The sequence below is a fragment of the Desulfosediminicola sp. genome (assembly GCF_048381775.1).
GTDB lineage: Bacteria > Desulfobacterota > Desulfobulbia > Desulfobulbales > Desulfocapsaceae > Desulfopila > Desulfopila ganghwensis.
Window position 1 is genome coordinate 167,222 of record NZ_JBLXGE010000010.1, and the last position, 23,735, is coordinate 190,956.

General features: G+C 50.4%; 21 protein-coding genes. 14 read left to right on the forward strand and 7 right to left on the reverse strand.

Annotation, left to right across the window (positions count from 1 at the left end):
• Positions 1 to 5: 5 nt before the first annotated feature.
• From ACN5NT_RS16690 to ACN5NT_RS16745, 12 genes are all read left to right on the forward strand, one after another.
• Positions 6 to 1,622, forward strand: a complete 1,617-nt coding sequence (locus tag ACN5NT_RS16690) for an N-acyl-D-amino-acid deacylase family protein (protein WP_419176180.1) — start codon at positions 6 to 8, stop codon at positions 1,620 to 1,622.
• 416 nt (positions 1,623 to 2,038) lie between these two features.
• Positions 2,039 to 2,887 (forward strand): hypothetical protein, encoded by an 849-nt coding sequence (locus ACN5NT_RS16695; protein ID WP_419176181.1) that lies wholly within the window; start codon positions 2,039 to 2,041, stop codon positions 2,885 to 2,887.
• 15 nt (positions 2,888 to 2,902) lie between these two features.
• Positions 2,903 to 4,561 (forward strand): FAD-dependent oxidoreductase, encoded by a 1,659-nt coding sequence (locus tag ACN5NT_RS16700; RefSeq protein WP_419176182.1) that lies wholly within the window; start codon positions 2,903 to 2,905, stop codon positions 4,559 to 4,561.
• Complete coding sequence (locus tag ACN5NT_RS16705) at positions 4,558 to 5,730, forward strand: glycosyltransferase family 4 protein (protein WP_136798203.1); 1,173 nt, start codon at positions 4,558 to 4,560, stop codon at positions 5,728 to 5,730. The genes ACN5NT_RS16700 and ACN5NT_RS16705 overlap by 4 nt, the downstream gene beginning before the upstream one ends.
• Positions 5,731 to 5,792: 62 nt before the next feature.
• Entirely contained in the window at positions 5,793 to 6,773 is a 981-nt protein-coding gene (locus ACN5NT_RS16710) for an NAD-dependent epimerase/dehydratase family protein (RefSeq protein WP_167495804.1), read from the forward strand.
• Positions 6,774 to 6,830: 57 nt separating this feature from the next.
• Positions 6,831 to 8,003 (forward strand): polysaccharide pyruvyl transferase family protein, encoded by a 1,173-nt coding sequence (locus tag ACN5NT_RS16715; protein ID WP_419176183.1) that lies wholly within the window; start codon positions 6,831 to 6,833, stop codon positions 8,001 to 8,003.
• Positions 8,004 to 8,342: 339 nt separating this feature from the next.
• The gene (gene eno, locus ACN5NT_RS16720; protein WP_136798200.1) at positions 8,343 to 9,617 is read left to right on the forward strand and encodes a phosphopyruvate hydratase; all 1,275 of its coding nucleotides are present in this window, start codon (positions 8,343 to 8,345) and stop codon (positions 9,615 to 9,617) included.
• A gap of 171 nt (positions 9,618 to 9,788) precedes the next feature.
• Entirely contained in the window at positions 9,789 to 10,289 is a 501-nt protein-coding gene (tsaA, locus tag ACN5NT_RS16725) for a tRNA (N6-threonylcarbamoyladenosine(37)-N6)-methyltransferase TrmO (protein ID WP_136798243.1), read from the forward strand.
• Between the two features lie 200 nt (positions 10,290 to 10,489).
• On the forward strand, positions 10,490 to 10,672 hold the full coding sequence (locus tag ACN5NT_RS16730; RefSeq protein ID WP_136798199.1) for a hypothetical protein: 183 nt from the start codon (positions 10,490 to 10,492) through the stop codon (positions 10,670 to 10,672).
• Positions 10,673 to 10,791: 119 nt separating this feature from the next.
• A complete protein-coding gene (locus ACN5NT_RS16735) occupies positions 10,792 to 10,968 on the forward strand; it encodes an ankyrin (protein ID WP_136798198.1) in 177 nt (58 codons plus the stop codon).
• Positions 10,969 to 11,252: 284 nt separating this feature from the next.
• On the forward strand, positions 11,253 to 11,573 hold the full coding sequence (locus ACN5NT_RS16740) for a hypothetical protein (protein ID WP_136798197.1): 321 nt from the start codon (positions 11,253 to 11,255) through the stop codon (positions 11,571 to 11,573).
• Between the two features lie 141 nt (positions 11,574 to 11,714).
• Positions 11,715 to 12,227, forward strand: coding sequence for a DsbA family oxidoreductase (locus ACN5NT_RS16745; RefSeq protein WP_419176223.1), 513 nt, complete (start codon positions 11,715 to 11,717; stop codon positions 12,225 to 12,227).
• A 49-nt stretch (positions 12,228 to 12,276) separates the two neighbouring features.
• Here the strand turns inward: ACN5NT_RS16745 and ACN5NT_RS16750 are convergent, their stop codons facing one another.
• Entirely contained in the window at positions 12,277 to 12,891 is a 615-nt protein-coding gene (locus ACN5NT_RS16750; protein ID WP_136798195.1) for a hypothetical protein, read from the reverse strand.
• A 436-nt stretch (positions 12,892 to 13,327) separates the two neighbouring features.
• On the opposite strand from ACN5NT_RS16750, the gene ACN5NT_RS16755 reads away from it, so the two are divergent.
• A complete protein-coding gene (locus ACN5NT_RS16755) occupies positions 13,328 to 14,587 on the forward strand; it encodes an HD domain-containing phosphohydrolase (RefSeq protein WP_136798194.1) in 1,260 nt (419 codons plus the stop codon).
• Between the two features lie 26 nt (positions 14,588 to 14,613).
• Here the strand turns inward: ACN5NT_RS16755 and ACN5NT_RS16760 are convergent, their stop codons facing one another.
• The 6 genes from ACN5NT_RS16760 to ACN5NT_RS16785 all read right to left on the reverse strand — a co-directional run bounded on the left by ACN5NT_RS16760 (position 14,614) and on the right by ACN5NT_RS16785 (position 22,915).
• Entirely contained in the window at positions 14,614 to 15,111 is a 498-nt protein-coding gene (locus ACN5NT_RS16760) for a DUF2059 domain-containing protein (RefSeq protein ID WP_419176184.1), read from the reverse strand.
• A gap of 337 nt (positions 15,112 to 15,448) precedes the next feature.
• Positions 15,449 to 16,648 carry an MFS transporter gene (locus tag ACN5NT_RS16765; RefSeq protein ID WP_419176185.1) on the reverse strand — a complete coding sequence of 400 codons (1,200 nt, stop codon included), beginning with the start codon at positions 16,646 to 16,648 and terminating at the stop codon, positions 15,449 to 15,451.
• Positions 16,649 to 17,024: 376 nt separating this feature from the next.
• Positions 17,025 to 18,287, reverse strand: a complete 1,263-nt coding sequence (locus ACN5NT_RS16770; protein ID WP_419176186.1) for a TolC family protein — start codon at positions 18,285 to 18,287, stop codon at positions 17,025 to 17,027.
• Positions 18,274 to 21,387 (reverse strand): efflux RND transporter permease subunit, encoded by a 3,114-nt coding sequence (locus tag ACN5NT_RS16775; RefSeq protein WP_419176187.1) that lies wholly within the window; start codon positions 21,385 to 21,387, stop codon positions 18,274 to 18,276. The genes ACN5NT_RS16770 and ACN5NT_RS16775 overlap by 14 nt, the downstream gene beginning before the upstream one ends.
• A complete protein-coding gene (locus ACN5NT_RS16780; protein WP_136798189.1) occupies positions 21,387 to 22,469 on the reverse strand; it encodes an efflux RND transporter periplasmic adaptor subunit in 1,083 nt (360 codons plus the stop codon). Before ACN5NT_RS16780 ends, ACN5NT_RS16775 begins: the two co-directional genes overlap by 1 nt.
• A complete protein-coding gene (locus ACN5NT_RS16785; protein WP_419176188.1) occupies positions 22,466 to 22,915 on the reverse strand; it encodes a MarR family winged helix-turn-helix transcriptional regulator in 450 nt (149 codons plus the stop codon). Before ACN5NT_RS16785 ends, ACN5NT_RS16780 begins: the two co-directional genes overlap by 4 nt.
• A gap of 277 nt (positions 22,916 to 23,192) precedes the next feature.
• On the opposite strand from ACN5NT_RS16785, the gene ACN5NT_RS16790 reads away from it, so the two are divergent.
• A complete protein-coding gene (locus ACN5NT_RS16790) occupies positions 23,193 to 23,732 on the forward strand; it encodes a LemA family protein (RefSeq protein WP_419176224.1) in 540 nt (179 codons plus the stop codon).
• Positions 23,733 to 23,735: the final 3 nt, after the last annotated feature.

Here is a 23,735-nt window from a genome sequence, read left to right on the forward strand (position 1 = left end):
CACTGATGCGGATACGATTCGACAACGCAGTACTTTATGACGGCACAGGCGACAAACCCGGAATCGTTTCCGTAGTTATTGCTGGTGACTCTATTGAGGCAATCTGCAGCGGCCCTGACAAGCCCGCTGCAGATCTGATTATTGACCTGGAGGGCAAGGCCCTCTGCCCTGGTTTTATAGATACACACAGTCACTCAGACCTGGTTATTCTCGAGACTCCGATACTGGACGCCAAGATACGGCAGGGAATCACCACCGAGATTTTAGGCCAGGATGGTATTGCCATGGCACCTCTGCCGGCTGAGCATATTGCCCAGTGGCGAAAAAACCTGGCTGGCCTCGCAGGAACCTCGGATTCAATTTCCTGGGATTATCGAGATACCAAGGGTTATCTCGATCTGCTCGAAAAGAGTGGCTCAGCCCAGAACCTCTGTTACCTGGTTCCCCACGGCAACCTCCGCATGGAGGTCCTGGGGCTCGATCAGCGCCCGGCCACCGATGAAGAACTCGATGCCATGCGCCGGGTAACTCAACGGGAACTGAACAACGGTGCGCACGGCATAAGCACCGGTCTTATTTACCCCCCCTGCACGTACGCCGATTTCAGAGAGCTCGTTGCAATCTGCCAGGTCGCGGCCGACAATTCGGTCCCCCTGGTCATTCACCAGCGCAGTGAAGCCGATGCCATTATTGAGTCAATGAGTGAGGTGCTCGAAATAGCACGCGTAACCGGAGTACATATCCACTTCTCCCATTTCAAGATTTGCGGCACATACAACGACGCCAAGCTGCCCGGAGTTATCGACCTGCTCGACAGGGCAAGCGAAGAGGGACTCAGGGTAACATTTGATCAATACCCGTACACCGCCGGCTCCACAATGCTCAGCGCCATCCTGCCTCCGTGGGCCCATGCAGGCGGTACCGCCCAACTCCTCAACCGCCTTGCAGACAGAGAATGCCGGAAACGCATGCTGGATGATATCCGCACCACTCCAAGCTCCTGGGACAACTTTGTTGCCTTTGCCGGTGTTGACGGCATCTCGATCACCAACGTGCAGACTGCACAGAACACGCAGTTTATCGGCAAGTCACTGCTGGAAATTGGTGAAGAAAGAGGCACTGACCCGGTGGAGGCTGCATTGGATCTGATTCTGGAAGAGGAAAATGGGGTCAGCATGGTGGACTTTTACGGGCTTGAGAAACATGTACGACGCTTCATGCTGCGACCGGAGATGAATCTCTGCACAGATGGGCTGATGCACGGCACACCTCATCCGAGAACATATGGTGCGTTCCCTCGTTTTCTCGGCAAATATGCCCGGGATGAACAGCTCATGCCACTTGAAAAAGCCATCAGGAAGATGACACTGCAGGCAGCGGAATCGTTTAATATAGCCAAAAGAGGCAAGGTTGCAGAGGGCTGGTTCGCAGATCTCGTCGTTTTTGATCCCGCTGCTATTTCAGACCTGGCCACGTATACCAACCCGTGTCAGCACCCTGCCGGGATCGAGCTTGTCATGATAAACGGAACCATTGCCTACACAGCAGAGCCATACAAGACTCTCCTTTCCGGCCATAACCAGGATATGCAGTGTGGCAAAGTTCTGAGACTGAACAGCTGATGCCCTAGAGAGAAAGGCAGAAACGGACAGGTGCAGAAGTTGTTTTGCTCACCCCGGAAAGCAACCTGCACACTGAGCAATACTATCGCCTTCCACCAACAATCCCCCCCATGATCCAACTGTGCTGCATATTGCAAAACCTTGGAATTTTCTTGACAGACCGACCCCTTTTGAATAAAAATTTCCCTATCTGTATAGTACTTTTTTCCCCTTAATTACGGAACATAGGTTGTATGTTCCGGCAGGTCACGTAAATATCATTCAACCTGATCCAATCAGGAGCTGCAGCTCTTTGAGTTTGTTCGTTATTCGGCTTACAAGCTGTTTTGTTGAAACAATGGCGACAGATAAAATCTCTGTTTTGGCCGCGTAGCAGAACAATTTGCTACGTTTTCAACTTCCACGTTCACTCGTACATGACACAACCACCTGAGGGCAATACTTCAACAGTACTTCTGGACAGTCATGTCCACCTCTACCATTGGAGCGATCTGGTCCCCATACTGGATAGCGCCAGAGTCTGTCATCAAGAGCAGGATACAGCGCATCATAGCCACAACCCGGCATCAGCAGTCGTACTGGTTTTTACAGAGCCCAGAGAGCGCGACACTTTTGCCAGACTGAAACGGCAGCTGGAAAGTGAAAGTCCAACTCCCCTGGCGCCGGACTGGCAGTTACACTCTACGGCCGAACCACTCTCTCTTATTGCCACACACACTGATGGTGCCGAAATTTCTCTAATAAGTGGTCAGCAGATCGTAACCCGCGAGCGCCTGGAGGTGCTCTCTATAGCCACCGAACAATCCATAGCTGATCGCCTGCCGCTTGCCGCAACGCTGAAGGCGATAGAGGACGCCGGCGGCTTCCCCATACTGCCCTGGGGAGTGGGAAAGTGGCTGTTTCGACGGGGGAAACTCGTCTCCCGACTGATCAGGGAAAATGACAACCCCGTTCATGCCCCGTTTGCCCTGGGAGATAACGGAGGACGTCCCCAATTCTGGCGTTGGGTAAAACAGTTCGATCTGGCCAGAACACATAATATTCCGATTATCTCAGGTTCAGATCCACTTCCCTGCAGCAATCGTCGCCATGTTGCTGCAAACTTCGGTACCTTGATCAGCTGTTGTTTCGACCGGGAAAGACCGGCTATGTCACTACTGAAAGCAATCGCGGAAAGAACCTGTGATACTCGACCATTTGGTGCACTTACACGATCAATGGACTTTATGCGCGACCAACTGGCGCTGCGATTTAACTGTAACTAAGGAAGCAGCCACACTATGCGAAGAGATATCGACTACCTGGCAAACAATGATTTCCACGTGGTGATCATCGGCGGCGGCATCCACGGAAGCGTGCTCTTCCGGCAACTGGCGGAAACCGGCATCCGGGTGGCACTGGTGGAAAAAGACGACTTTGGCGCCGGGACATCGGCCAACAGCTTAAAAATTCTGCATGGGGGCCTGAGGTATCTGCAACACCTCAACATCAGGCGTATACGTGATTCGGTCTATTCCAGGAAGGTTTTCATGAAGGTTGCCCCCCACCTTGTTCAACCGCTGCCCTGTGTTATTCCAACCAGCGACAACGGCATCAAGGGCAAGTCGGTGATGGCCGCCGCATTGAAAATTTTTGACTTTCTCAGCTGGGACAGAAATCACCACGCACCCGAAAAAAATAGAGCAGGCCGGGGTACCCTTTTGAACAGGGAACAATTCCTCAAAATTGTCCCCCAACTCAACACCGATGAAATCACCGGCGGAGCCCTCTGGTACGATGACCTGATCGTTAACACCGAGCGTATGTGCCTCAGCTTTGTCAAAGCGGGATGCGCTGCCGGTGGAGTGGCGGCAAATTACGTGAAAGTTCGTAAGCTCGCTCGCACCAAAAACCGCATTTCAGGGGCAGAGGTTACAGACAGGCTGAGCGGCAGGACCTTCATGATCAGGGGCAGGATGGTGATTAATGCGGCAGGCCCCTGGATTGACGAAATACGCAGGGAGTCGCATCAGGCCAGCACCACTGAAGACCTTGCCAAGGCTGTCAACATCGTCGTCGACAAACAGCTCTTTGCCGGTCATGGCGTCGGTCTTGAATCCAACGACGAAGTAAAGGACAGGGACAGCAAGGTAAAGCGCTCCAACCGTCTCTATTTTTTCGTCCCCTGGAAGAATTGTACCATCATCGGTACCAGCTACTCATATTACAGCGGCCGATGCGATGAATTGAAGATTGAAGACTGGGATATCGAAGAAATTATCAGCGAAGTCAACGCTATCTATCCCGGTGCAGCACTCAGCCGGAAGAACGTAATTCACAGTCACGCCGGTCTGATCCCTGCCCATAAGCCCGTGAACAACTCCCGCAACAGTACCCCCCAGCTACTCAAAAAGCCTAAAATCATTGACCACCAGGCACTCGAAGGACTTGAGGGGTTACTTACCGTCGAAGGCGTCAAATACACCACAGCTCCTGCAATTGCCCTGCAGGTGGAAAAACTGCTGCGGAAAAAAGCTATCATTCCGAATTCTCATCTTACCAAAGGGGTTGGCAGTTCTACTGCCGACGTTCCCACCGGGCAGGATATTCAGCAATTTCTGAACGACTATCCCCGCATTCAAAACAGTTACGGCAGCTACAGTTCCTCCCTGCTGGATATCATGAAAAAGGAGGCAAATACCGCAGAGCCGGTAAACGAGGGTGCACCACTCCTGAAAGCTGAGGTGCTGTACTCCATTCGGGAAGAGATGGCCATGAAATTGAGCGATGTTGTGCTCCGCAGGACAGATTGCGGCAACGGAGGCTGCCCTTCCCTTCAGGCGCTTGAAAAGATTGCCACGCTCATGGCCGATGAACTCGACTGGAACGAAAACAGACAAGCTCTTGAAGTGGAACAACTCTACTCCTACTACCAGAACCGGTCCGGGAGGGAGCAATGAAAATCCTGGTGCTCGCCCCCCATCCTTTTTACCAGAACAGGGGTACCCCCATTGCCCTGCGCATGCTCCTTGAATGCCTGGCGGCAGATGGCCATGAACTCACCGCACTGGTCTACCCGGAAGGAGAACCGGTAGTGATCCCCGGATGTCGATTGCTACGGGTAAAAAAAGTAGCCTTCACTGCCGGAGTACGCCCGGGTTTCTCCTGGAAAAAGCTCGCACTTGACCTGGCCATGATGAAAATGGCCAGAAGACTGCTCAGTTCTGAAAGTTTTGACCTGATCCACGCCGGGGAAGAGGCTGTTTTCATGGCACGCAGATTACAGAAAAAATTCAAGATCCCATACGTCTACGACATGGACTCATCCCTACCCCAGCAGCTCTGTGAAAAATCTTCCATACTTACCCCGCTGCTGCCGGTTTTCAGAACACTCGAACGACGGGCCGTTGCAAACAGTACCGGCGTACTGCCGGTCTGCCCGTATCTTGAAAAGTTAGCCAGATCCTACAGCTCTGGCCCCATAATACAGTGCCTGGAGGATATCACCCTGCTGCCGGGAGAGCTTGATAATCACCGGAAGAAAAAAACACTCCTCCGGCTCAAGCAGGACAATATCGTGCTGATGTATGTTGGCAATCTGGAAAAGTACCAGGGGATAGACCTCTTGCTCGAAGCGTTCTCCCTTTGTTATCTCGAAAACAACCGGCTGAAACTGGTCGTCATAGGCGGCAACAAAAACGACATCAGCCATTACAAACACAAGGCGACACTTCTTGGAGTTGACAGCGGAGTCATCTTCACCGGCCCCAAACCGGTGGAAGATCTCGCCTACTATCTCGACCAGGCCCATATCGTCGTCTCACCACGATGCAAAGGTTATAACACCCCGATGAAAATCTACTCGTATCTCGATTCCGGAAAACCTGTGGTGGCCACCCGCCTTGAAACCCACACCCAGGTACTCGACGATTCCATCAGCATGCTGGTAGCACCAACCGACACGGAGATGGCCGCAGGTATCATGCGCTTGGTCAACGACCGCGAGCTCGGTTCCCGGCTGGCCACACGGGCAAAGCAACGGGTGAGCGAAGAGTACACCCGTACAGCGTTTAACAGGAAGCTGAAATCGTTTTATGCCCGAATCGAACACACAATAACTACCGCCTGAAAAGATCTCCCCTCTATATGGGGAATGCGAAACGGACGGTATCATATCACCATGGAGTATCCATGAGAGCACTCGTAACAGGAGCGACGGGATTTACCGGAGGCATACTGGCCGAAAAACTCTACCAGCAAGGACACCATGTGCGCGTACTGGTCCGTGATCGCAATCGGATAAGCTCCCCCAGTGCAGGCAAATTTGAAGTTATTGAAAGCGAACTTACCCAGCGTGAACAGCTGGAGCGTGCAGTCCAGGATATCGAGGTCGTTTTTCATATTGCGGCCATCTATCGTCAGGCAGGAGTACCGGATCAGGAGTATTGGGATGTCAACGTTAAAGCCAGCGAGAACCTGCTGCAACTCGCTCACCTGGCTGGAGCAAAACGTTTTGTACACTGCTCCACCGTCGGCGTACATGGCGACATCGAAGAGCCGCCAGCTGATGAGACCTACCGCTTCTCACCCGGCGACATCTATCAGATTACCAAACTTGCCGCCGAGAAAAAGGTTCTCGAGTATCATCGCAAAACCGGCTTCCCCGTTTCAGTAATCCGGCCGGGCGCAATTTACGGTGCAGGTGATATGCGGCTTCTGAAACTCTTCAAGCTCGCCTCGAAAAGCATCACACCAGTACTCGGAGATGGCAACGTCTTCTACAACATGGTCTATGTAGAAGATCTGGCCGATATTTTCATCCTGGCCGGACAAAAGGAAGAAGCTGTCGGCGAGGTTTTTCTCGGTGCAGGGCCTGAAAACCTGCGGCTCAACGATATTCTCGACAAGATCTCCTTCATTCTCAGCAAACCAAGCCGCAAGGTGCATCTGCCCGTCAAACCCTTCCAGGTCGCGGGAACCCTGTGTGAAAAAATATGTATACCGCTTGGGATAGAACCCCCGATTTATAGGCGCAGAATCGATTTTTTTACCAAATCACGCTCGTTTTCCATCGAGAAATCACGGCGCCTGCTTGGTTATAACCCGCAATTCGATTACACACGTGGGCTCGCCCGAACTGCTGGGTGGTACCGTGAGCACAACCTGCTGTAGGAGTACGCCAGTGTGAAAGCAGAGACCGCAACCGACTAATCCAGATACAGGTACCCCATGAAAAAAATTACGCTGATAGGCAGCTTTTCCGGACGCAATGCCGGCGATATCGCCATACTGGCAAACATCCTTCATGACTTTGCCCAAGTCCGCTCTGATGTACAGTTTCTGATCCCCACTCTTAAACCAAGCTTTGTCACTACCTATTACGGTCACTACAATGTAAAGCCCATGGGGATGATGCCCTGGCATTTCTCCCTGAAAGCCTTTGGCCTGGCCACCTATCGTTCCATGTCCAGTACCGACATGGTAATGATTACCGATAATGCCCTGTTTGACCGAAAGCTCTACAACCCTCTGGTAAACACCCTTTTCAGCGTTGCCTTGATGGCACCGACCTGCAAGAAGAAGAATATTCCCATCGTCTTTTATAACGCCAGTGTCGGGCCGATCGAGACCGAAAAAGGCCGGGAACTTATGCAGACAGTTCTCGACGCCACAAAGCTCGTTACCCTCAGGGACAGCTCGACCAAAGAACTTTTTGAAAAGTTGCAGCTCCGATCACCTCATATCCACCTGCTGGCCGATGCAGCAATCAACACCCTGCCCTCACCCGATGAGCGGCTGCAAAAGATCTTTGCCGATGAAAACCTTTTTGCCTCCGACAGCGCCGGCACTATTAGCTTTAACGTCAATTCATATATAGATAACTGGAGTAACACCGGAAAGCTGACCCGCGAACAATTTTGCCGGATCATGGCTGCCGCCATCGACAATGTGGTTGAGGAACTTGGGGTGGATATTCTTTTGACCGTAACCCAGGTGATGGATGAAAAGATCACCTCAGAAGTCCGGCAATACATCCAAAACGCGTATAAAGTTCGGATGATCTCCAACAGGAAATACACCTGCAACGATATCGTCGGCATCCTTCGGGGTGTAGACACCCATATTGGCCTGAGGACCCACTCGCTGATCTTTTGTGCGGCGGTTAACACGCCTATGATCTCGATCAATTCATACCCTAAAAATGCAGGTTTTATGCGCAGTATCGGCCAGGATGACTGGATGATAGAGTTTGAAGATTTGAACGTGGATTACATTACCCAAAAAGTCATCGACAGTTGGCGTAACCGTAACAGGCGCAGAGAGGAACTCATCCCCATAACCAGTATCGAAAAAGAAAAAGCACGTAAAGCTGTTCATCTTGTCGATGAGCTGCTGGGATAGTCCAACACCTCCGGTAACCGATATCTCTTGTTCGTCCTGGCTTTACGGCAATACCCGGGATATCGTTTTTGACTCTCTTCCGCGCTTCACTGGACGCCGTCCGTTAATATTTCCGGTACGACCCCACATGTGTGTTATAGTATATCTGTTTCACCAAACCTCGAATCTTTCGCTCGCATTTCTCATGACTATTTTGCCAAAATACGAAAGCGGCATTTGATTTTAAGATCGTCCTGAAATTCGAATCTGAATGGAAATTGCGAGTCAGATGCGTAACCCGTAAATCTTGTGCATCCAAGGGTTAAATAACCAGGCACTCATGTTTAGGAGGAACATATTATGGCCGATAAAATCACAGCTGTACAGGCTATGGAGATTTTGGATTCCAGGGGCAACCCCACGGTACGCGTCTTTACAGAACTTGAAGACGGCACCATTTCCAGCGCTTCGGTACCATCTGGCGCCTCTACCGGTGAAAATGAAGCCATCGAGATGCGAGACGGCGACAAAACCCGCTATCTCGGCAAAGGTGTTTTAAAAGCTGTAGCCAATGTCAACGACGTTATCGCGCCCGAACTTATCGGTATGTGCGCCACCAGACAGACGGATGTGGACAATCTGATGCTGCAGCTGGACGGCACCGAGAATAAATCGAAACTGGGTGCCAACGCTATTCTGGGAGTTTCCATGGCAGTTGCACGGGCGGGAGCGATGGTCACCGGCCTGCCACTTTATAAGTACCTGGGGGGTACCAACGCCAGACGCATTCCCGTGCCTGCCATGAATATTATCAATGGTGGAGAGCACGCTGACAACAGCGTTGACTTTCAGGAATTTATGGCAACTCCACTGGGCGCACCGAGCTTCAGTGAAGGGTTGAGGTATGTGGCTGAAACCTTCCATGTGCTGAAAAAAATACTAAAATCAAGAGGCCTGGCCACCAGTGTGGGAGATGAGGGTGGCTTTGCCCCCAACCTGGAAAGCAACGACGCGGTGATGGACACTATCATGGAGGCCATCGTTGAAGCTGGCTACACTCCGGGAAAGGATATCAGCATATCGCTGGACAGCGCCGCAAGTTCCTTTTCTCCCGACCTGACCAGCCAATATGACCTGAAATGGTCTGGTGGCGGTAAAATGTCTCGTGATGAACTGGTCGCCCTGGCCATAAAATGGGTTGAGAAGTACCCCATCGTCACCTGGGAAGACCCGCTCGCTGAACATGACTGGGAGGGTTTCAGGAACTTCACCGCCGCAGTGGGTGACTCAATCGACATTGTCGGTGATGATATCTTTGTCACCAACACCAAATATATCGCCCGCGGTATTGAGGAGAAGACAGCAAACTCCGTTCTTATCAAGCTGAACCAGATTGGTACCGTCACTGAGAGTATAGAGGCTGTGCGCATGTGCCGCGACGCAGGTTGGCGCTACTTCATCTCACACCGTTCCGGCGAAACCGAAGACACCTTTCTGGCCGATTTTGCCGTGGCCATGGATGGAGGCCAGCTGAAAACCGGTTCTGCCAGTCGGAGTGAGCGAATAGCTAAATACAACAGGTTGCTGGAAATCGAACACGAGTTGGGCGACAGTGCCCTGTATTACTGGAAATAGAAAATATTTCATCAATATATACAAAAAGCCCGGTTAAGAACCGGGCTTTTTGCTATCTTACCAGGAGCATCCCGAATCTCTTTTGAGAAAACCGGATTTTCCCTCTGTCAGGCGACTCCGGTGTCAGCGTTAGCAACGGAGCAGAATCACTTCTATTGGAATATCAAGGCTATGAAAACAGATAGTAATTCAGATTTTTCTTCCATTAAGCCGATTGGCACTATTCACTCCCCATACACCAATCTGGCCGATATGCCCATTCAGCCCAAGGGTGCGGCCGAAACAGAAGGACGGGTAGAAATTTTCAATGAATATGCCGGTGGTCTTGCCGACCTGGAAGGTTTCAGCCACATTTACCTGATTTACCTGTTCCACAAAGCAACCCGAACTGAACTCTCCGTGATCCCTTTTATGGATACTGTCCGACGTGGAGTGTACTCAACCCGTTCACCGTTACGCCCGAATCACCTTGGACTATCCCTGGTACAGATGACTTCCGTTCAGAATAACTTTCTGAATATTCTCGGAGTAGATATTTTAGACAACACCCCCCTCATTGACATCAAACCCTACATTCCTGCATTTGATCATGTAGAAAATGCTGAAAGCGGCTGGATGAACCATTCTGAAGAGGATGTAGCTCGCAAAAAATCTGACCACCGCTTCATCTAAACGATCCTCTTACAATTTTTTACTGCGTCGATAGATTTTCTTCTGGCTTTTCCGCTGATAATAGTTATTAATACTATGTATTGTCATCTTTAACCATTGACAGAAGATGAGCCCGGAAGAAAACTTAAAGAGTGGCAGGTAATATAATCCGGATGAAGAGTATCCAATTCCTGTCACATTGCTATCCAGGAAGAGAAGTTGTGAAGAGCCCTGAAATAAAAAAAACGAAACCTGATCCTGAACGTGTTGCCGCACTCCGTGCGCTGCCGCTGGAAATCAAGCAGCAGATCACAGGCGAGGAAGCCGATGCGTTTATGTACAGGCAGGAACTCCCGGAGTCTCTGCTTGAGAAGTTGAAAGATTATTTTGTCGATGAGGAATAGTCAGAAGATTTCAACAGATCGCTGATTCCATAATCAAAGCAGTCAATTGAGTTGCAATTACCATAAGCGTAAACAGATGGTAATTATCCATGAACTCTATTTTCCTAAAGGAGTAGATCATGTCTGAAGAAACACGAAAAGTATGCCCAACCTGCCAGGGGAAAAAAGTTATAGAGGGAGTATGTGAAGCGGATTCAGAATGGCGTGGAGGCCAGATGGGCGATGAGGCCGACGATATTCGCTGTACTCCTGAGGAAAACTGCCCTACCTGTGCAGGGAAAGGATACGAAGACTGATGGCAGAAACTTTATGCTGAACCCATCGTTTTCTGATAGATGAAAAAAATGTCACCGGGGTACTCTACTCCCCGGTGACATTTCCCGGTATTTCTCACTGTACACCAGCCTTGCTGTCCAGGTGCCGACTCTAAGTTAACGCAATTGCAGATGCTCCAAGTTACATCTTGAACAATGCAGTGGTCTGTGTAAGGATAATCCGCTCGGTAAAAGACGATCCACAGGTAGCCCGGATTCACTCCAGGAACGGTTTAACCTGCTATCCTCATACAGATTATACAATTATGCATATCAACCTTATCCGACTCTATTGGTTACGACTCGCTGCTGCCGCCCTGGCGCTTTTACTCGCCATCCTGTACCTGGCCGAATTCGAAAAGGTTTCACTCGCCGGATTTGCACTCATCGCCCTGATTGGCGGTTATATTGGTATTCGCATCAACAATAGCACCATGCCTGCTCGTTGTGACTTATGCGGCAGCGTGGGTACCATGGGAGCTGAATATGGTGCCGGCTATGCCAATGCCCGGCTGATACTGAACTGCAGCCGCTGCGGCCGTGTGGTCAATGGCAAGCCGGGAAGTGTTAAACCCCAAAAAGAGTAAAGCGTTTTCGTTCCTGAACATTGCTGAGAGACCCCCATGACAATGCCACCCCTTCTTCAGATATTCTCAGACTACGTCTGACCATACTGCTACTTCATCACTGGAAGTGTTGAGCAACTGAAACATGAGTACCAGATCGAAATCCGCTGGCGCGCTTTTCCACTGCATCCCGAGACCCCTGATGAAGGTATGCTGCTGGAAGAACTCTTTAAAACCGGAAGTGATCAGATTGATCGCATGGTTACCCAACTGAGACTCACAGCAAACCAGCTGGGGCTGCCTTTCGGCAACCGAACAAAAACCTACAACTCGAGGCTCGCCCAGGAACTTGGGCTATGGGCTGAGAAAAACGGGCGGGGCGAGGAGTTTCACCTCGCAGCCTTTAAGGCATATTTTGCAGATGGGCGCAACCTCGCCAAACAGCACGTTCTCCTGGACCTTGCCAAGTCATGTAATCTGCCCATCGAAGAGGCCAGTGAGGTACTGCGCACAAGAAGCTACGCAACCGCGGTTGATGAGGACTGGGAAGCCTCCCGCCAGCAGCAGATAACTGCGGTGCCTACGTTTACTTTCGGTAGCACCTTACTTGTCGGTGCCCAAGCCTATAGCAACTTGCAGGGACTCATGCTGCAGCACGGGGTGCTCCGCAGATAGAATCGCCTGAGTAGCCAACGGTCAATACAGGCACCGCCTGTTCGTTGAATCAGGAACCCTTTATACGAATACCGTAGCAGCAGGTGTAACTGTCCATTACGCTCAGTACTTTATCCTTATCACACCCATATTCTGAAATAAGGATCTGGGCAAAGGCCTTTTCACCATTGCTGCTTCTGCAGGCAAGCTGGATGATCTCCACCGATTTACCAGCTACGATGATATTTGTCCCAGCCTGACTCCTCATGGGCTGGTGGAAAATACAGAAAGGACCTGCACCCGCTCCCAGGCCTATTTTCATTTCTTTGGCCATGGTATTCTCTGTGTTGAATTCAATGGTTAGATCTTTCAACCCAGCCGGTTCCTTATCAAAATAGCTCTTATAATCTTGTGCAAGCTTGTCGAAAGGGCACAACTTCAGCCCAAACAGCCCATCACCGAGGTAAGTTGCATTCCCTTCAATTGCTGACAATGGTGTGTCACCATTTTCCATTGCCTCGACCAACTTCTCAAATGATTCATACTCTCTCGGCTCAACTTGCTGGCCGGCCTTCATGGCAATGCGCATGAGGTTGCCTTTAGCCACCTTGATGCCTGATGTATCAACCAGATTCTGCAGTAAGTCAATAAACACCACGTGTGACAGATCTACAGCTCTTGTCATCGTCTCCTCCAAAATTCGCGTTTTCTTTCCAATGGGAAATGAGGCCGTTTTTCAGCCAGCTCGAAGTACAGTGCGTACGAGGGATTGAGCTGACTATATCCTGACAACGGCAATCATACTTTTAGATGTGAATCTAGTATGTTATCACCATCCCGACAATAACAATTAAAATATTCACGGAGATTTGACGGTACAATCACAGAAGATTAACACCATAGAAAACAAAATCTCACCTTCCACATAAAAACCAATATTGTTGTGCAGATTCATATACTTGCACAACATGCCCTTCAGATTCAAAATGCTCAGCGTCAAATTGGGGTTCCGTCTTCATCTCGATCTCACCCCATCTTTATGTTGCTAATCTCGACTTGGAGAATGCTATAATACTAGAGCGACCTGACACATCAACTGGCCAGGAAGACATGATGTATTAATGCGTCAGGATCGTAACGGATCAATATCACCAATAGGCCCCAACATGAGAATAGATTTCGGACAATTGGTCCATGCCCTTTCAGATACTATAGATCTGGTAGGTGTTGATGAACTTCACCATGGGAAGCGGGTAGGGTTCATGGCCATGGAATGTGCCAAACTGATGAGCTCCGATCCGCAATTACATTTAAAGCTGTATCGCCTCGGCCTGCTCCATGATTGCGGGGTATCATCGAGCCAGGTCCACAACCATCTGGTCACTGAACTCGAATGGGTAAACGCCAATATCCATTGCCTCATAGGTGCCGAACGGTTGAGGCGGTTTGAACCGCTGGAGGGATTCGCGGATATCATCCTGTATCACCACACCCGATGGGATGAGTTGAAAGACTTACCCATTGATGAGAATATTAAGACCTACGCCAATTTAATTTATCTCACCGACAGGATTGATGCTATTTCCTTCATGGAACCTTTCACCAACAAGCTCTCTTGTCGCGACAGGGTTTGTAAAAACATCAAGTTTCTGAGAGGTTCACACTTCAAGCCGGAGCTTGTGGATGTGGTTCTTGCCGCCTCTGAGAGAGAATCGTTCTGGATAACTCAAGAGATAGAACATCTTCGCGATTATCTCTCACAGCAGATTATTGAACCGGATGATATCTGGCTCGATGAGAACCAGCTCAGGAAAATGGCTGCAATATTTGCTGAAATTGTTGATGCTAAAAGTAGTTTCACCGCAGAGCATTCACTTGGGGTCTCCCGACTTGCTGCCTATATCGGTCAGTGCTGCGGTCTTCCTGATGAGACTGTCATCTCGCTTGAAATCGCCGGCCTGCTGCATGATCTGGGTAAACTCCAGGTCCCCGATAAAATTCTTGACTATCCCGGCGGCCTGGATGGTGAATTTCTCTCGGTTATGCGCCAGCACAGCTATGTCACCTTCATGATCCTGAAAAGAATTAAAGGCTTTGATCAAATTACCAGCTGGGCAGCAGATCATCATGAAAAGCTGAACGGAAGCGGTTACCCGTTCAAAAAAACCGCCGATGAGCTCAGCATAGAGGCACGAATTGTCTGCATATCTGATATTTACCAGGCACTTGCTCAGCGAAGACCCTATCGTCCTCCGCTGGCCCCCTATGATATCCTGATGGTCCTTAAAAAGGAGGTGAGCCTGCACAACATAGATCCGGAGCTGTTCAAAATTATCGAGAAAAATCTCAATCAGTGCCAGACAACCGCCACCGTCTTTTAAGGCGGAACCCTACAATACAGCAATAATTAGCGGGGTACTTCAATACCTTCCTGCTGTAACCTTGACAGGATATTATCTCTCAACAGAGGCGTAATACTATTGCCCATCATCTGGCCGGCAAGCATTGATTTTTCCATAATCTGCGGCATGCTGGCGATCATCTTCGAACCCACCCCTGATTCATAAAATGCGATGATCTCCAATATCTCATCGTGACTGAAATATTCCGCATATATATTCACTAATTCGCTCACAAGCGGTGAACCGGCAGCAAATTGCCCGGTCAGGATTTTGACTGTTTCTTCTTCTATAATGGCAATTGCCTGCTTTGAGATATCATCGTCACTTTCACTCACGGCCGCCAGTTCAGCTTGGGCCAGATAGATCACTATATCTTTAGCCTGCTCCAGCGATCCGGTAATAACGAGCAACTTAAGGATATCTTCTGCCTTCTCATCACTCGCCCAACAGGGGCAACTTGAAAACATCAGCACCACCAGCACCGCCAGAACACGCTTTATCATCAGTATCCTCTCACTGGATTATTTGTCTCCTCTTCTGTTCTATCCACTACCCTGGGCGCAACCCGCAAGAAAAGCACCATCAATGCGTCAGGTACGTCTCACTTTACACCAGGGGAGTATCCAACGCATTGAAAATTTTTGAAATAATTCTGCGTTTTTTGGGGGTAGCGCCACCAGCTCTGATGCAGATGTGAGAGTCAATCACATGGGCCGGTTGAAATTTCAGCATAGAATGAGACAAACAGGGTGAACCGGATGATTCAACAATCAAGATCAACAACCCTTTCATTTCGAACCAAATGAAGATTGATATGCGCAACCACAATCAGATTCGTACTCATCGTCTGTCTGACTGTACGTTTCCGGCTTTGTCCGCCTGCTCACCCAGAAATATCATATAAGCAGCAAAGATTGTGATCAGACAAACCGCAAGCGCAGTAAGATAGTAGGCCCAACTCATCCCCATATTATCTGTTGAATAGCCAGCCAGCATTGCACCGGTAAAAACACCTCCGCTCATGGCCAGGCTGTATACTCCCATCATGGTTCCATGTCCGAAATGCGTTCGGCCCTCCTCCGATGCATATGCTCCCAAAACCGGCCAGATAAGGGCCTCCCCTATACCGAGAATTGCATAGAGAATAATCATTTCGATAACACTCGAACCATGCGGGACAAAAGCTAGAGAGACACCCATGCAGAGAGTGCCGATAACAAGCAGTGTTATTTTGTTACAGGTGTCAACCAACTTGCCGAACGGTACCTGAAGAACGGCGTTTACCAGGGTCCGCGCGGCAATGACCAATCCCACCTGAGTTCCCGTCACATGGCTTTCCCACTGCATCATCAGCAAAGGGAGAAATGCCATGGTGGGTACCATGACGATCATGGTGGCGTACCTGGCCAGGAGGATACCGACGGTTCTCCTGCGACGGGCCATCCTGACCAGACTGGGCAACAACCCTGCCGCCTCCACACCCTTTCGTGGGAGGTAGGCCGGCATATTGAAAACCACCAGCACAAAGGCGGCAAAAGAGAGAATTGCCATGGCATAGAAGGCAGAAGCCAATCCCAGCGTATCCATGAACAGCCCGCCAAATACCGGCCCACATCCTATGCCGCAGAACATGGCGATATTGAGATACCCCATATAACGCCCCTCTTGTCCGGCCGGGGCAAGTATACTCACATAAGCCAGGGCAATAGGTACGATCATTGCCGAACCGAGTCCCTGAAATCCCCTGATTATGATCAGGTCATTGACACTTGTCGCATGGGGGATCAAGAGTCCCACCAGACCATAGATAAAGAGCCCGGCTACCATGAACCATTTTCTGCCCAGGATGTCGGAAAGGTTGCCCACCACTGGCTGGGCGAGCCCACGTACGATGGAAAACGCAGCGATAATCATCCCCAACGCCACACCGCCGGCACCGAGGCTTTCGGCTAGAACAGGCATAACCGGAATGATGACTCCAATCCCTAGTAGAGCGATGAAAATTGTGAGAAGCAGGGTTATGAGTGTACTACGTTCCATAAAGTACCAATGTAATAGGCTGGTAGGGAAAAACAAAGCGGAAGCCGAAATGGAAATTCTCTCCGCCAAAAAACAACCCCGCCCTCTGCTAAATGGCAAAGGACGGGGAACGAATGAGGCACAACCCAAAAGCTACCAAAAAGCGCAGCTAATTCATACACTATAATAGAATGAATTGAGACAGGCTGCTGTTCAAAGAGAGTTGGGATTCACTCTACTCACATAGGCAAATCCCAGAGGTCTCGACGAACTTCAATATCCTGCCAGAGATCCCATCGGTTCAGGCGACGTCATATTCGACGTTTTTTGCAATGAGCCTATGCTCAAGGCAAAACACTGGAGAAGATGGCGTTGCATGACCGAGGTAATATTCAGGTTAAAAGCCGGCGACCATCCTCTGAATCTGGAAATAATTACTATACACAGTGCGGATAACCGCCACCTCGTTGGCCTGGGCCCGGGAGAGACTGGCGATGGCATCCAGCAGATCGGACTCACGCTCCAGTCCCTCATCATATTTCAGTTGGGTGATTCGCAGGTTTTCCTCTGCCTGCTCAATTGACCTTCTGGCAACCTCCACGTTCTCCAGGCTTACCCGGTAATCAATGAAAAGATTGTGCAGATCATTGGTGAGAGTCTCCTGCAGCTCCTGCAACTCAAACTGATTGCCGCGCTTTTCCAGCTTGGCCTTGCTGGTCTGGGCCTCTTTGGTGAAGCCACGAAAAATATTCATGGAGAGAACCAGACTGGCGCGCAACTCGTCATCTTCTTCATCACCGGCGCCGTTGAAGTAGTTGTCGTCGTAGCGGCTGTAACTGCCCACCAGATCCACGCTGGGATAATAATCAGCGTAACTTGCCCGCACCTGGGACTCACTGGCGGCTATCACCCCTTCCAGGGCAAGGATTTCGCTACGCGAGACAAGCATCCTCTGCAGGTATTCCATCTCATCAAGCTCGTTCGGCAATATGGAAAATTCTTCAAAACGCAAATCTTCCAGAGTCACCCCGACCCCGATCTCCCGGGAAAGAGAGTTGACACTCTTATCAAGGCGGGCCCGGGCCGCTTTCATATTAATATCGGCGTTATCGTAGTCGACCCTGAATTTGAGCAGATCATTTTTACCGATCAGCCCCACTTCATATCGATTCTCACCATCCCGGTAGACCCGCTCAAGGGTGCGGACTGCATCTTCAGTCACCTTCAGGTTGGCCAGACTGTCATAAACCCCGAGATAACTGAGAGCGACCACCAGCCTGAGATCCTGCTTGATGCCTTCCAGGCGGTACTCTTCCACCTCCTGGAGTTGCCGGGCCGTAAGCAGGTTATATTTATCCCGAAATCCTGAGAACATATTCCAGCTCACCGTGGCTTCAGCCACACTGTTCTCAGAATTCTCAAACTGACTCGCTTCATCGAGCGTATTGGTGATATAGGAGAGATCCACAGACGGATAGTAGGGCCCTTTCGCCAGGGCAACATCCTGCTCGCTGCTCTCCACGTTGCTTATAAAGCGCTGCACCACCGCACGATTATCCACCGCGGCATTCTGCATTGCCGTAAGATCCATCGCCTGCGCAGCAACTGCGCCCGCGAGACAACCGACAAAAGTTGCGGTGACCAGACTAACTCTCTTCATTGACTCTGCTCCTTTCAAAACCTATGACGAATATGAGAAGTGATGGAATGACAAAAAGCGTGAACAGCGTTGACAGGGCCAGTCCTCCCAACAGGATGGAACCCAGGCCGCGGTACAACTCACTACCCGAGCCGGTGGAAAGCACCAGCGGGGTCATGGCTAAAAGGCTGGTGGTGGCACTCATGAAAATGGGCCGGATACGGGTCCGCACCGCATCGGAAACTGCCTCCATGCCGACCAGACCGTTATAGCGAACGTTGTTCAACGATTGGTGAACAATCAGGATAGCGTTATTGACCACTGTACCGATAAGGATGATAAATCCAAGCATAGCCAGGATATCAAAGGCCTGTGGTGCCACAAAAGCGTTTACGGCAACAAGCCCGACAAACCCACCCGCTGCTGCCAGGGGCACACTGAACAGGATGATCAGTGGATAGAGAAAATTCTCAAACAACGCCGCCATCAGCAGGTAGGTGATCAGCAGAGCCAGCAACAGGTTCCACTTCAACGCCTCCCCTGTCTCCTGCAATTTATCGGCATTACCGCCGATGGTGATATCCAGTCCGGCCAATTTGCCCTCTTCCTGCATCGGTTTGATCAGGTTGTTTTCAATAGTCTCCATGGCCGTCTGGATGGGCAGATCCTTGGGTGGAGTCACCTGCAGGGTGATGGTTCGCTTACGCTCCAGATGATTGATCTGGGGCATGCCCTGACTATACTCGAGACTCGCTACATCGCCGACGTGGATAAGGTTGCCATAGCTGTTGACAATGGTCGCCTTTAAAATACGCTCCGGTGTATCGTAAATCTCATCACTGCCTTTGACCACCAGATCGATCTGTTTCACACCTTCCGGGCGGTAATCATCCACCTTGCGACCATCCATCAGGGTATCGATATAGACGCCCAGATCTCTTTCAGTAAGCCCGTTAGCCGCAAGTTTTTCTTTATTACCAATAACCCTGATCTCAGGGTAGCTGGTCTCAAAAGATGGCACCGGCCGCACTTGGGAACCTGGTATGGTCTGCATGGTTGCCCCGTAAAGCATCAGGGCGGAGCCCGCTATCTGGTCAATGTTCTCGCCGGAAATATTGACCTCAACGGTTCTGCCCTCGCCAAGCCCGCTCTCGAAAATACCAGCCTGCAGGGAGACCCCGAAAAAACCGGGGATTGTGTTCATGATTCGTGAAAACAGGGGAATCAACTCAGCTGCACGGGTCTCATGGGTCGAGATACCACCAAATAGGGTGAAACGGTCCGAGCCGACATAAAACATCTGTTTGATCTGGGGGAACCCTTCCCGGTCGTCTTCCTTGAAATAGGGCTCTGAACTCTCGAAGATGTAACCGCCTATCTCCTTGAGCTTGTCGACCGAGTACCCCGGGGGCGGGATAAGAATATTCAGAATAAGGTTACGATTGCCCAGGGGCAGATACTCTGCACTGGGCTTGAGGCTCACGATCAGCACCACGGAAAGCAAGGTGAAAACCAATACCGATGCAAGTCTGGTGAAGACGTTTTTTAAACAGAGGTTTGAAAACCACATCAAACCGTCAGCTATCACCGGCCCCACAGTGGATCTCTGCAGCCAGGTCTTCTCTTTTTCTTTTCTGTTTCTATAGAAAATATTGATCAAGGTCGGGATAACGGTAACAGACACCACCAGACTCAGCATGATTGAGAAGGTGATGGCTATGGCGATATCGCGAAAGAGCTGACCGGCCTCCTCCTGCATGAATACCACCGGCAGAAACACCGCCACGGTGGTGGCGGTGGAAGCGAAAACCGCACCCCACACCTCATTGGCACCGTCCAGCGCGGCGGTAAATGCATCTTTGCCCATCTTTCGGTGGCGGTCAATATTCTCCAGCACGACGATGGAGTTATCCACCAGCATGCCCACCGCAAAAGAGATACCGGCCAGACTCACCACGTTCAGGCTCCTGCCGCTCACCCACAAAAAGATAAAACTGCCCACCACGGAGACCGGGATAGCCACCGCGGTGGTAATGGTGGAACGGAGGCTGCGGAGAAAAGTGAGGAGCACGAGAATAGCCAAAAGGCCACCGAGCATCACATTGGTCTTCACCAGATCTATAGCGGTGTTGATATATGGTCGCTGGTCATAGACCATATCGATGTAGAGTTGTTTATCACCAAGCAGGCCACTGTTAAGCCGCTCCACTTCCTGTTCCACACGCTCGGTCATCTCCAATACGTTGGCACCCGGTTCCTTGCGGATACCGATTACAATAACCTGGGTCCCGTTATGGAATACAGCCCCGGTCTCCTCATCATAGCCGGGATCAACCTTGGCAATATCCCGCAGGTAGACACGCTTGATACCATCATCAAACACCACCACATCCATTACATCTTCCGGGGATTGAAACTGCCCCATGGTTCTGATGCGATAGTTTTTGCGGCCAATACCAAGCACACCTGCTGAGGTGGTGGCATTGGCATTTTTCAAAACGGAGCTGATCTGATTTATGGAGATGTTGTACCGTGCCATCTCGGTCATATCGAGAGTGACATGCATTTCTGCCTCTGTACCGCCAAAAACCAACAACGAACCTACTCCCGGCACACGCTCGATATGCTGGCGCACATTGTCTTCGAAATAGGTGCGATAGGTGTTGATATGGTTAGGGTTATCTTCGCGGGTCTTGAGCATGGACCAGATAACCGGCGAACTGTTAGCACCGGCAGCCTCGATCTTTGGCTTATCCGCCGAATCGGGATAGCCGGACACCTCGTTCATTTTGTTTGAGACTCTGAGCAGCGCATCATCCAGTTCGGTTCCGATTCCGAACGAGAGAGTAATCTCACCGAAGTTATTGTAACTGGAACTCTCCATCTCCGTGAGCCCCTGCAGCCCTTTCAGAGCCTCTTCCTGTATCTCTATGATATCCTTCTCAATCTCGTAAGGGGTCGCGCCGGCCCAGGTTGTCTGTACAGTGATCTGGGGCGTCTCAACATCCGGAGTGAGCTGTACCGGCAGCTTTTGCAGACCGAGCAGGCCAAAGGTGGCCACCAGGATAACTCCCACCGCCACACTCACCGGTTTTTTCAGAGCGTATTCGACGATGTTCATTATCTCTCTCCCGCAATCATAACCGGCTGATCAGGGCGGAGACGCTCATTACCTTCTACCACCACGTCCATTCCCACCACGATATACGGGTTATCCACCGCAACTTTTTCCCCCATAAAGCTAACGACATGAACCGGCAGGATGGAGGCCTTCCCTTCTTTGATGGTAAAGATGAAATCTTTGCCCTGATTTTTGATAATCGCCGCTCTCGGCAATATCCGCAGTTGCGTTTTGGGGCTGGCAGGCACGTGAACCGTAGCCGACATGTTCTGAGCGACCAGCGGCAACGGATCGATCTTGATCTTTAAGAAGACATTTTTGGTCTTCACATCGGCCACCGGATCAATATCAACCACCTTACCGCTCTTTTCTTCACCAAAAGCGGTTATGATCACCGGCACCTCTTCACCCATTCGGATGTATTGCAACAGCGCCTCCGAGATCGGTGCCCGTACATACAGATCATTTATAGAACCGAGGCTCACCAACTGCTTGCCCTGCTGGACCCAGGCCCCTGAATCCACATTTTTGGCGAGAATAATACCGGCAAAAGGAGCGGTGATAACGCTTCTTTTTTTCTGGATCAGCAGTTTTTTCAGGTTATCCTGATTGGCTTGCTTTTCTTTCTGGGCGTCCTGATAGGCGTAAAGCGCATCATCGAAATCCTTCTCGCTGACCCCCTTGTTGTCGAACAGATTCTGCAGGCGATTGAAGTTTTTCCTGGTGTTGACTATACGAAGTTCCGCCTGGGCGATACGAGTTTTCGTCAGGACTATCTCCTGATCGAGAATCTCGGTATTAAGCTCAACCAGCACATCCCCCACATTCACATGATCACCCTGGTTCACACGCACTACCTCTACCAGGCCGGCCACCTCGGTAGAAATGTCACTGGTCCGCTCATAGTAGAGAATGCCGATCACCGAGCGACTCTGGGAGACCTCCTCCTCTACGACCTTGCTGACAATAACCCGTGCAGGCGGTGGCCCCTGAGCTGCCACCATGCCGCTTAAGAATACAACTCCGCAAAATACTCCTAATACAAACAACACGAGAATACTGCCCTTTTTCCCCTCTCTCATTTCGCCTGTTCCCCCATACTTTGTTCCATATTGTAGCGGATGATCTTCAGCCCATCTTTAATTACCTGCACCTCCTGAGGGCTCAAACCAGTTGTTACCTTCGCCTCACAATCGGCAAGCTCCTCCTTGATCTTTGCCATGAGAAGCTCTCCCTGCCCGGTGAGATGGACCAGGCTCGATCGTCTGTCGCCAGGATTATTCCGTCGTTCGAGGCATCGCTTTTTCTCCAGCCTGTCAAGAATCCTGGTCACATTGGCCGGGCTCTTGTAGGTCGAAGTACAAAGACGACTCTGTGTTACGCCATCTTCCTCGATCAGGCACTTCATCACATGAAACTGTTCCGCCGTCAGGTCGTATGGTTTCAAGTGGTTTTCGAGATAGTTCCTGAACGACATGGCAGACAGGTACAACAGGCGACCTAATGCATTCTCTTGTAATTTATCCATAAATTTCCTCTAGATATTTAACTAGGCAAATATCTAGGCGCTAAACTTTATCTTGTCAACGACTTTCATTAATTATGGAGAAACAGCACGATGGGGATGGACAACAGAGCAAAGACCATATAGGATATTTTTTGTCAGGCACAAACCTTGAAGAACATACAGACTCTGAGTGTTTTGCAAATCCATACCGATTATGGAGGTTCCCATGACCCGCCCTGCCCCAGTTAGATTTTTTCAAAAACTCAACTGGCTGAGCGCACTGGCTCTCACCGCGTTTATGCTCAGTTCCTGTGGCTATAATGATCTGCAGATAAAGGAGGAATCTGTTTTCAAAGCCTGGGCTGATATCGAAGCTACCCTGCAGCGAAGGGGTGATCTGATCCCCAATCTCGTTGAAACAGTAAAGGGCTATGCAGCCCATGAGAAAGAGACACTGGAAGCGGTGGTCAACGCCAGGGCCAAGGCATCTTCCATACAGCTCAACACCTCCGACCTGGGAGACGCCGCCAAAATGCAGCAATTCCAGGAGGCACAGGGAGGACTCAATTCTGCTCTTTCCAGACTCATGGTGGTGGTTGAGCGCTACCCGGATCTTAAAGCCAACCAGAATTTTCTCGATCTGCAAAATCAGCTGGAAGGTACTGAAAACCGAATAAACGTTGCTCGTCAACGCTATAACCAGGCAGTGGAGGTGTTCAACGCCGCTATTCGCAAATTTCCCCAGAGCCTGACCAACAACATCCTGCTCCACCTGGACCGCAAGGAATACTTCAAAGCGGACGAAGCAGCAAAACAGGTGCCGGAAGTGAAATTTTAACCG

Coding starts and splice junctions, on each gene's coding strand:
- ACN5NT_RS16690 (WP_419176180.1), top strand. CDS start 6: ATGCGGATACGATTCGACAACGCAGTACTTTATGACGGCACAGGCGAC.
- ACN5NT_RS16695 (WP_419176181.1), top strand. CDS start 2,039: ATGACACAACCACCTGAGGGCAATACTTCAACAGTACTTCTGGACAGT.
- ACN5NT_RS16700 (WP_419176182.1), top strand. CDS start 2,903: ATGCGAAGAGATATCGACTACCTGGCAAACAATGATTTCCACGTGGTG.
- ACN5NT_RS16705 (WP_136798203.1), top strand. CDS start 4,558: ATGAAAATCCTGGTGCTCGCCCCCCATCCTTTTTACCAGAACAGGGGT.
- ACN5NT_RS16710 (WP_167495804.1), top strand. CDS start 5,793: ATGAGAGCACTCGTAACAGGAGCGACGGGATTTACCGGAGGCATACTG.
- ACN5NT_RS16715 (WP_419176183.1), top strand. CDS start 6,831: ATGAAAAAAATTACGCTGATAGGCAGCTTTTCCGGACGCAATGCCGGC.
- eno (WP_136798200.1), top strand. CDS start 8,343: ATGGCCGATAAAATCACAGCTGTACAGGCTATGGAGATTTTGGATTCC.
- tsaA (WP_136798243.1), top strand. CDS start 9,789: ATGAAAACAGATAGTAATTCAGATTTTTCTTCCATTAAGCCGATTGGC.
- ACN5NT_RS16735 (WP_136798198.1), top strand. CDS start 10,792: ATGTCTGAAGAAACACGAAAAGTATGCCCAACCTGCCAGGGGAAAAAA.
- ACN5NT_RS16740 (WP_136798197.1), top strand. CDS start 11,253: ATGCATATCAACCTTATCCGACTCTATTGGTTACGACTCGCTGCTGCC.
- ACN5NT_RS16750 (WP_136798195.1), bottom strand. CDS start 12,891: ATGACAAGAGCTGTAGATCTGTCACACGTGGTGTTTATTGACTTACTG.
- ACN5NT_RS16755 (WP_136798194.1), top strand. CDS start 13,328: ATGCGTCAGGATCGTAACGGATCAATATCACCAATAGGCCCCAACATG.
- ACN5NT_RS16760 (WP_419176184.1), bottom strand. CDS start 15,111: ATGATAAAGCGTGTTCTGGCGGTGCTGGTGGTGCTGATGTTTTCAAGT.
- ACN5NT_RS16765 (WP_419176185.1), bottom strand. CDS start 16,648: ATGGAACGTAGTACACTCATAACCCTGCTTCTCACAATTTTCATCGCT.
- ACN5NT_RS16770 (WP_419176186.1), bottom strand. CDS start 18,287: ATGAAGAGAGTTAGTCTGGTCACCGCAACTTTTGTCGGTTGTCTCGCG.
- ACN5NT_RS16775 (WP_419176187.1), bottom strand. CDS start 21,387: ATGAACATCGTCGAATACGCTCTGAAAAAACCGGTGAGTGTGGCGGTG.
- ACN5NT_RS16780 (WP_136798189.1), bottom strand. CDS start 22,469: ATGAGAGAGGGGAAAAAGGGCAGTATTCTCGTGTTGTTTGTATTAGGA.
- ACN5NT_RS16785 (WP_419176188.1), bottom strand. CDS start 22,915: ATGGATAAATTACAAGAGAATGCATTAGGTCGCCTGTTGTACCTGTCT.
- ACN5NT_RS16790 (WP_419176224.1), top strand. CDS start 23,193: ATGCTCAGTTCCTGTGGCTATAATGATCTGCAGATAAAGGAGGAATCT.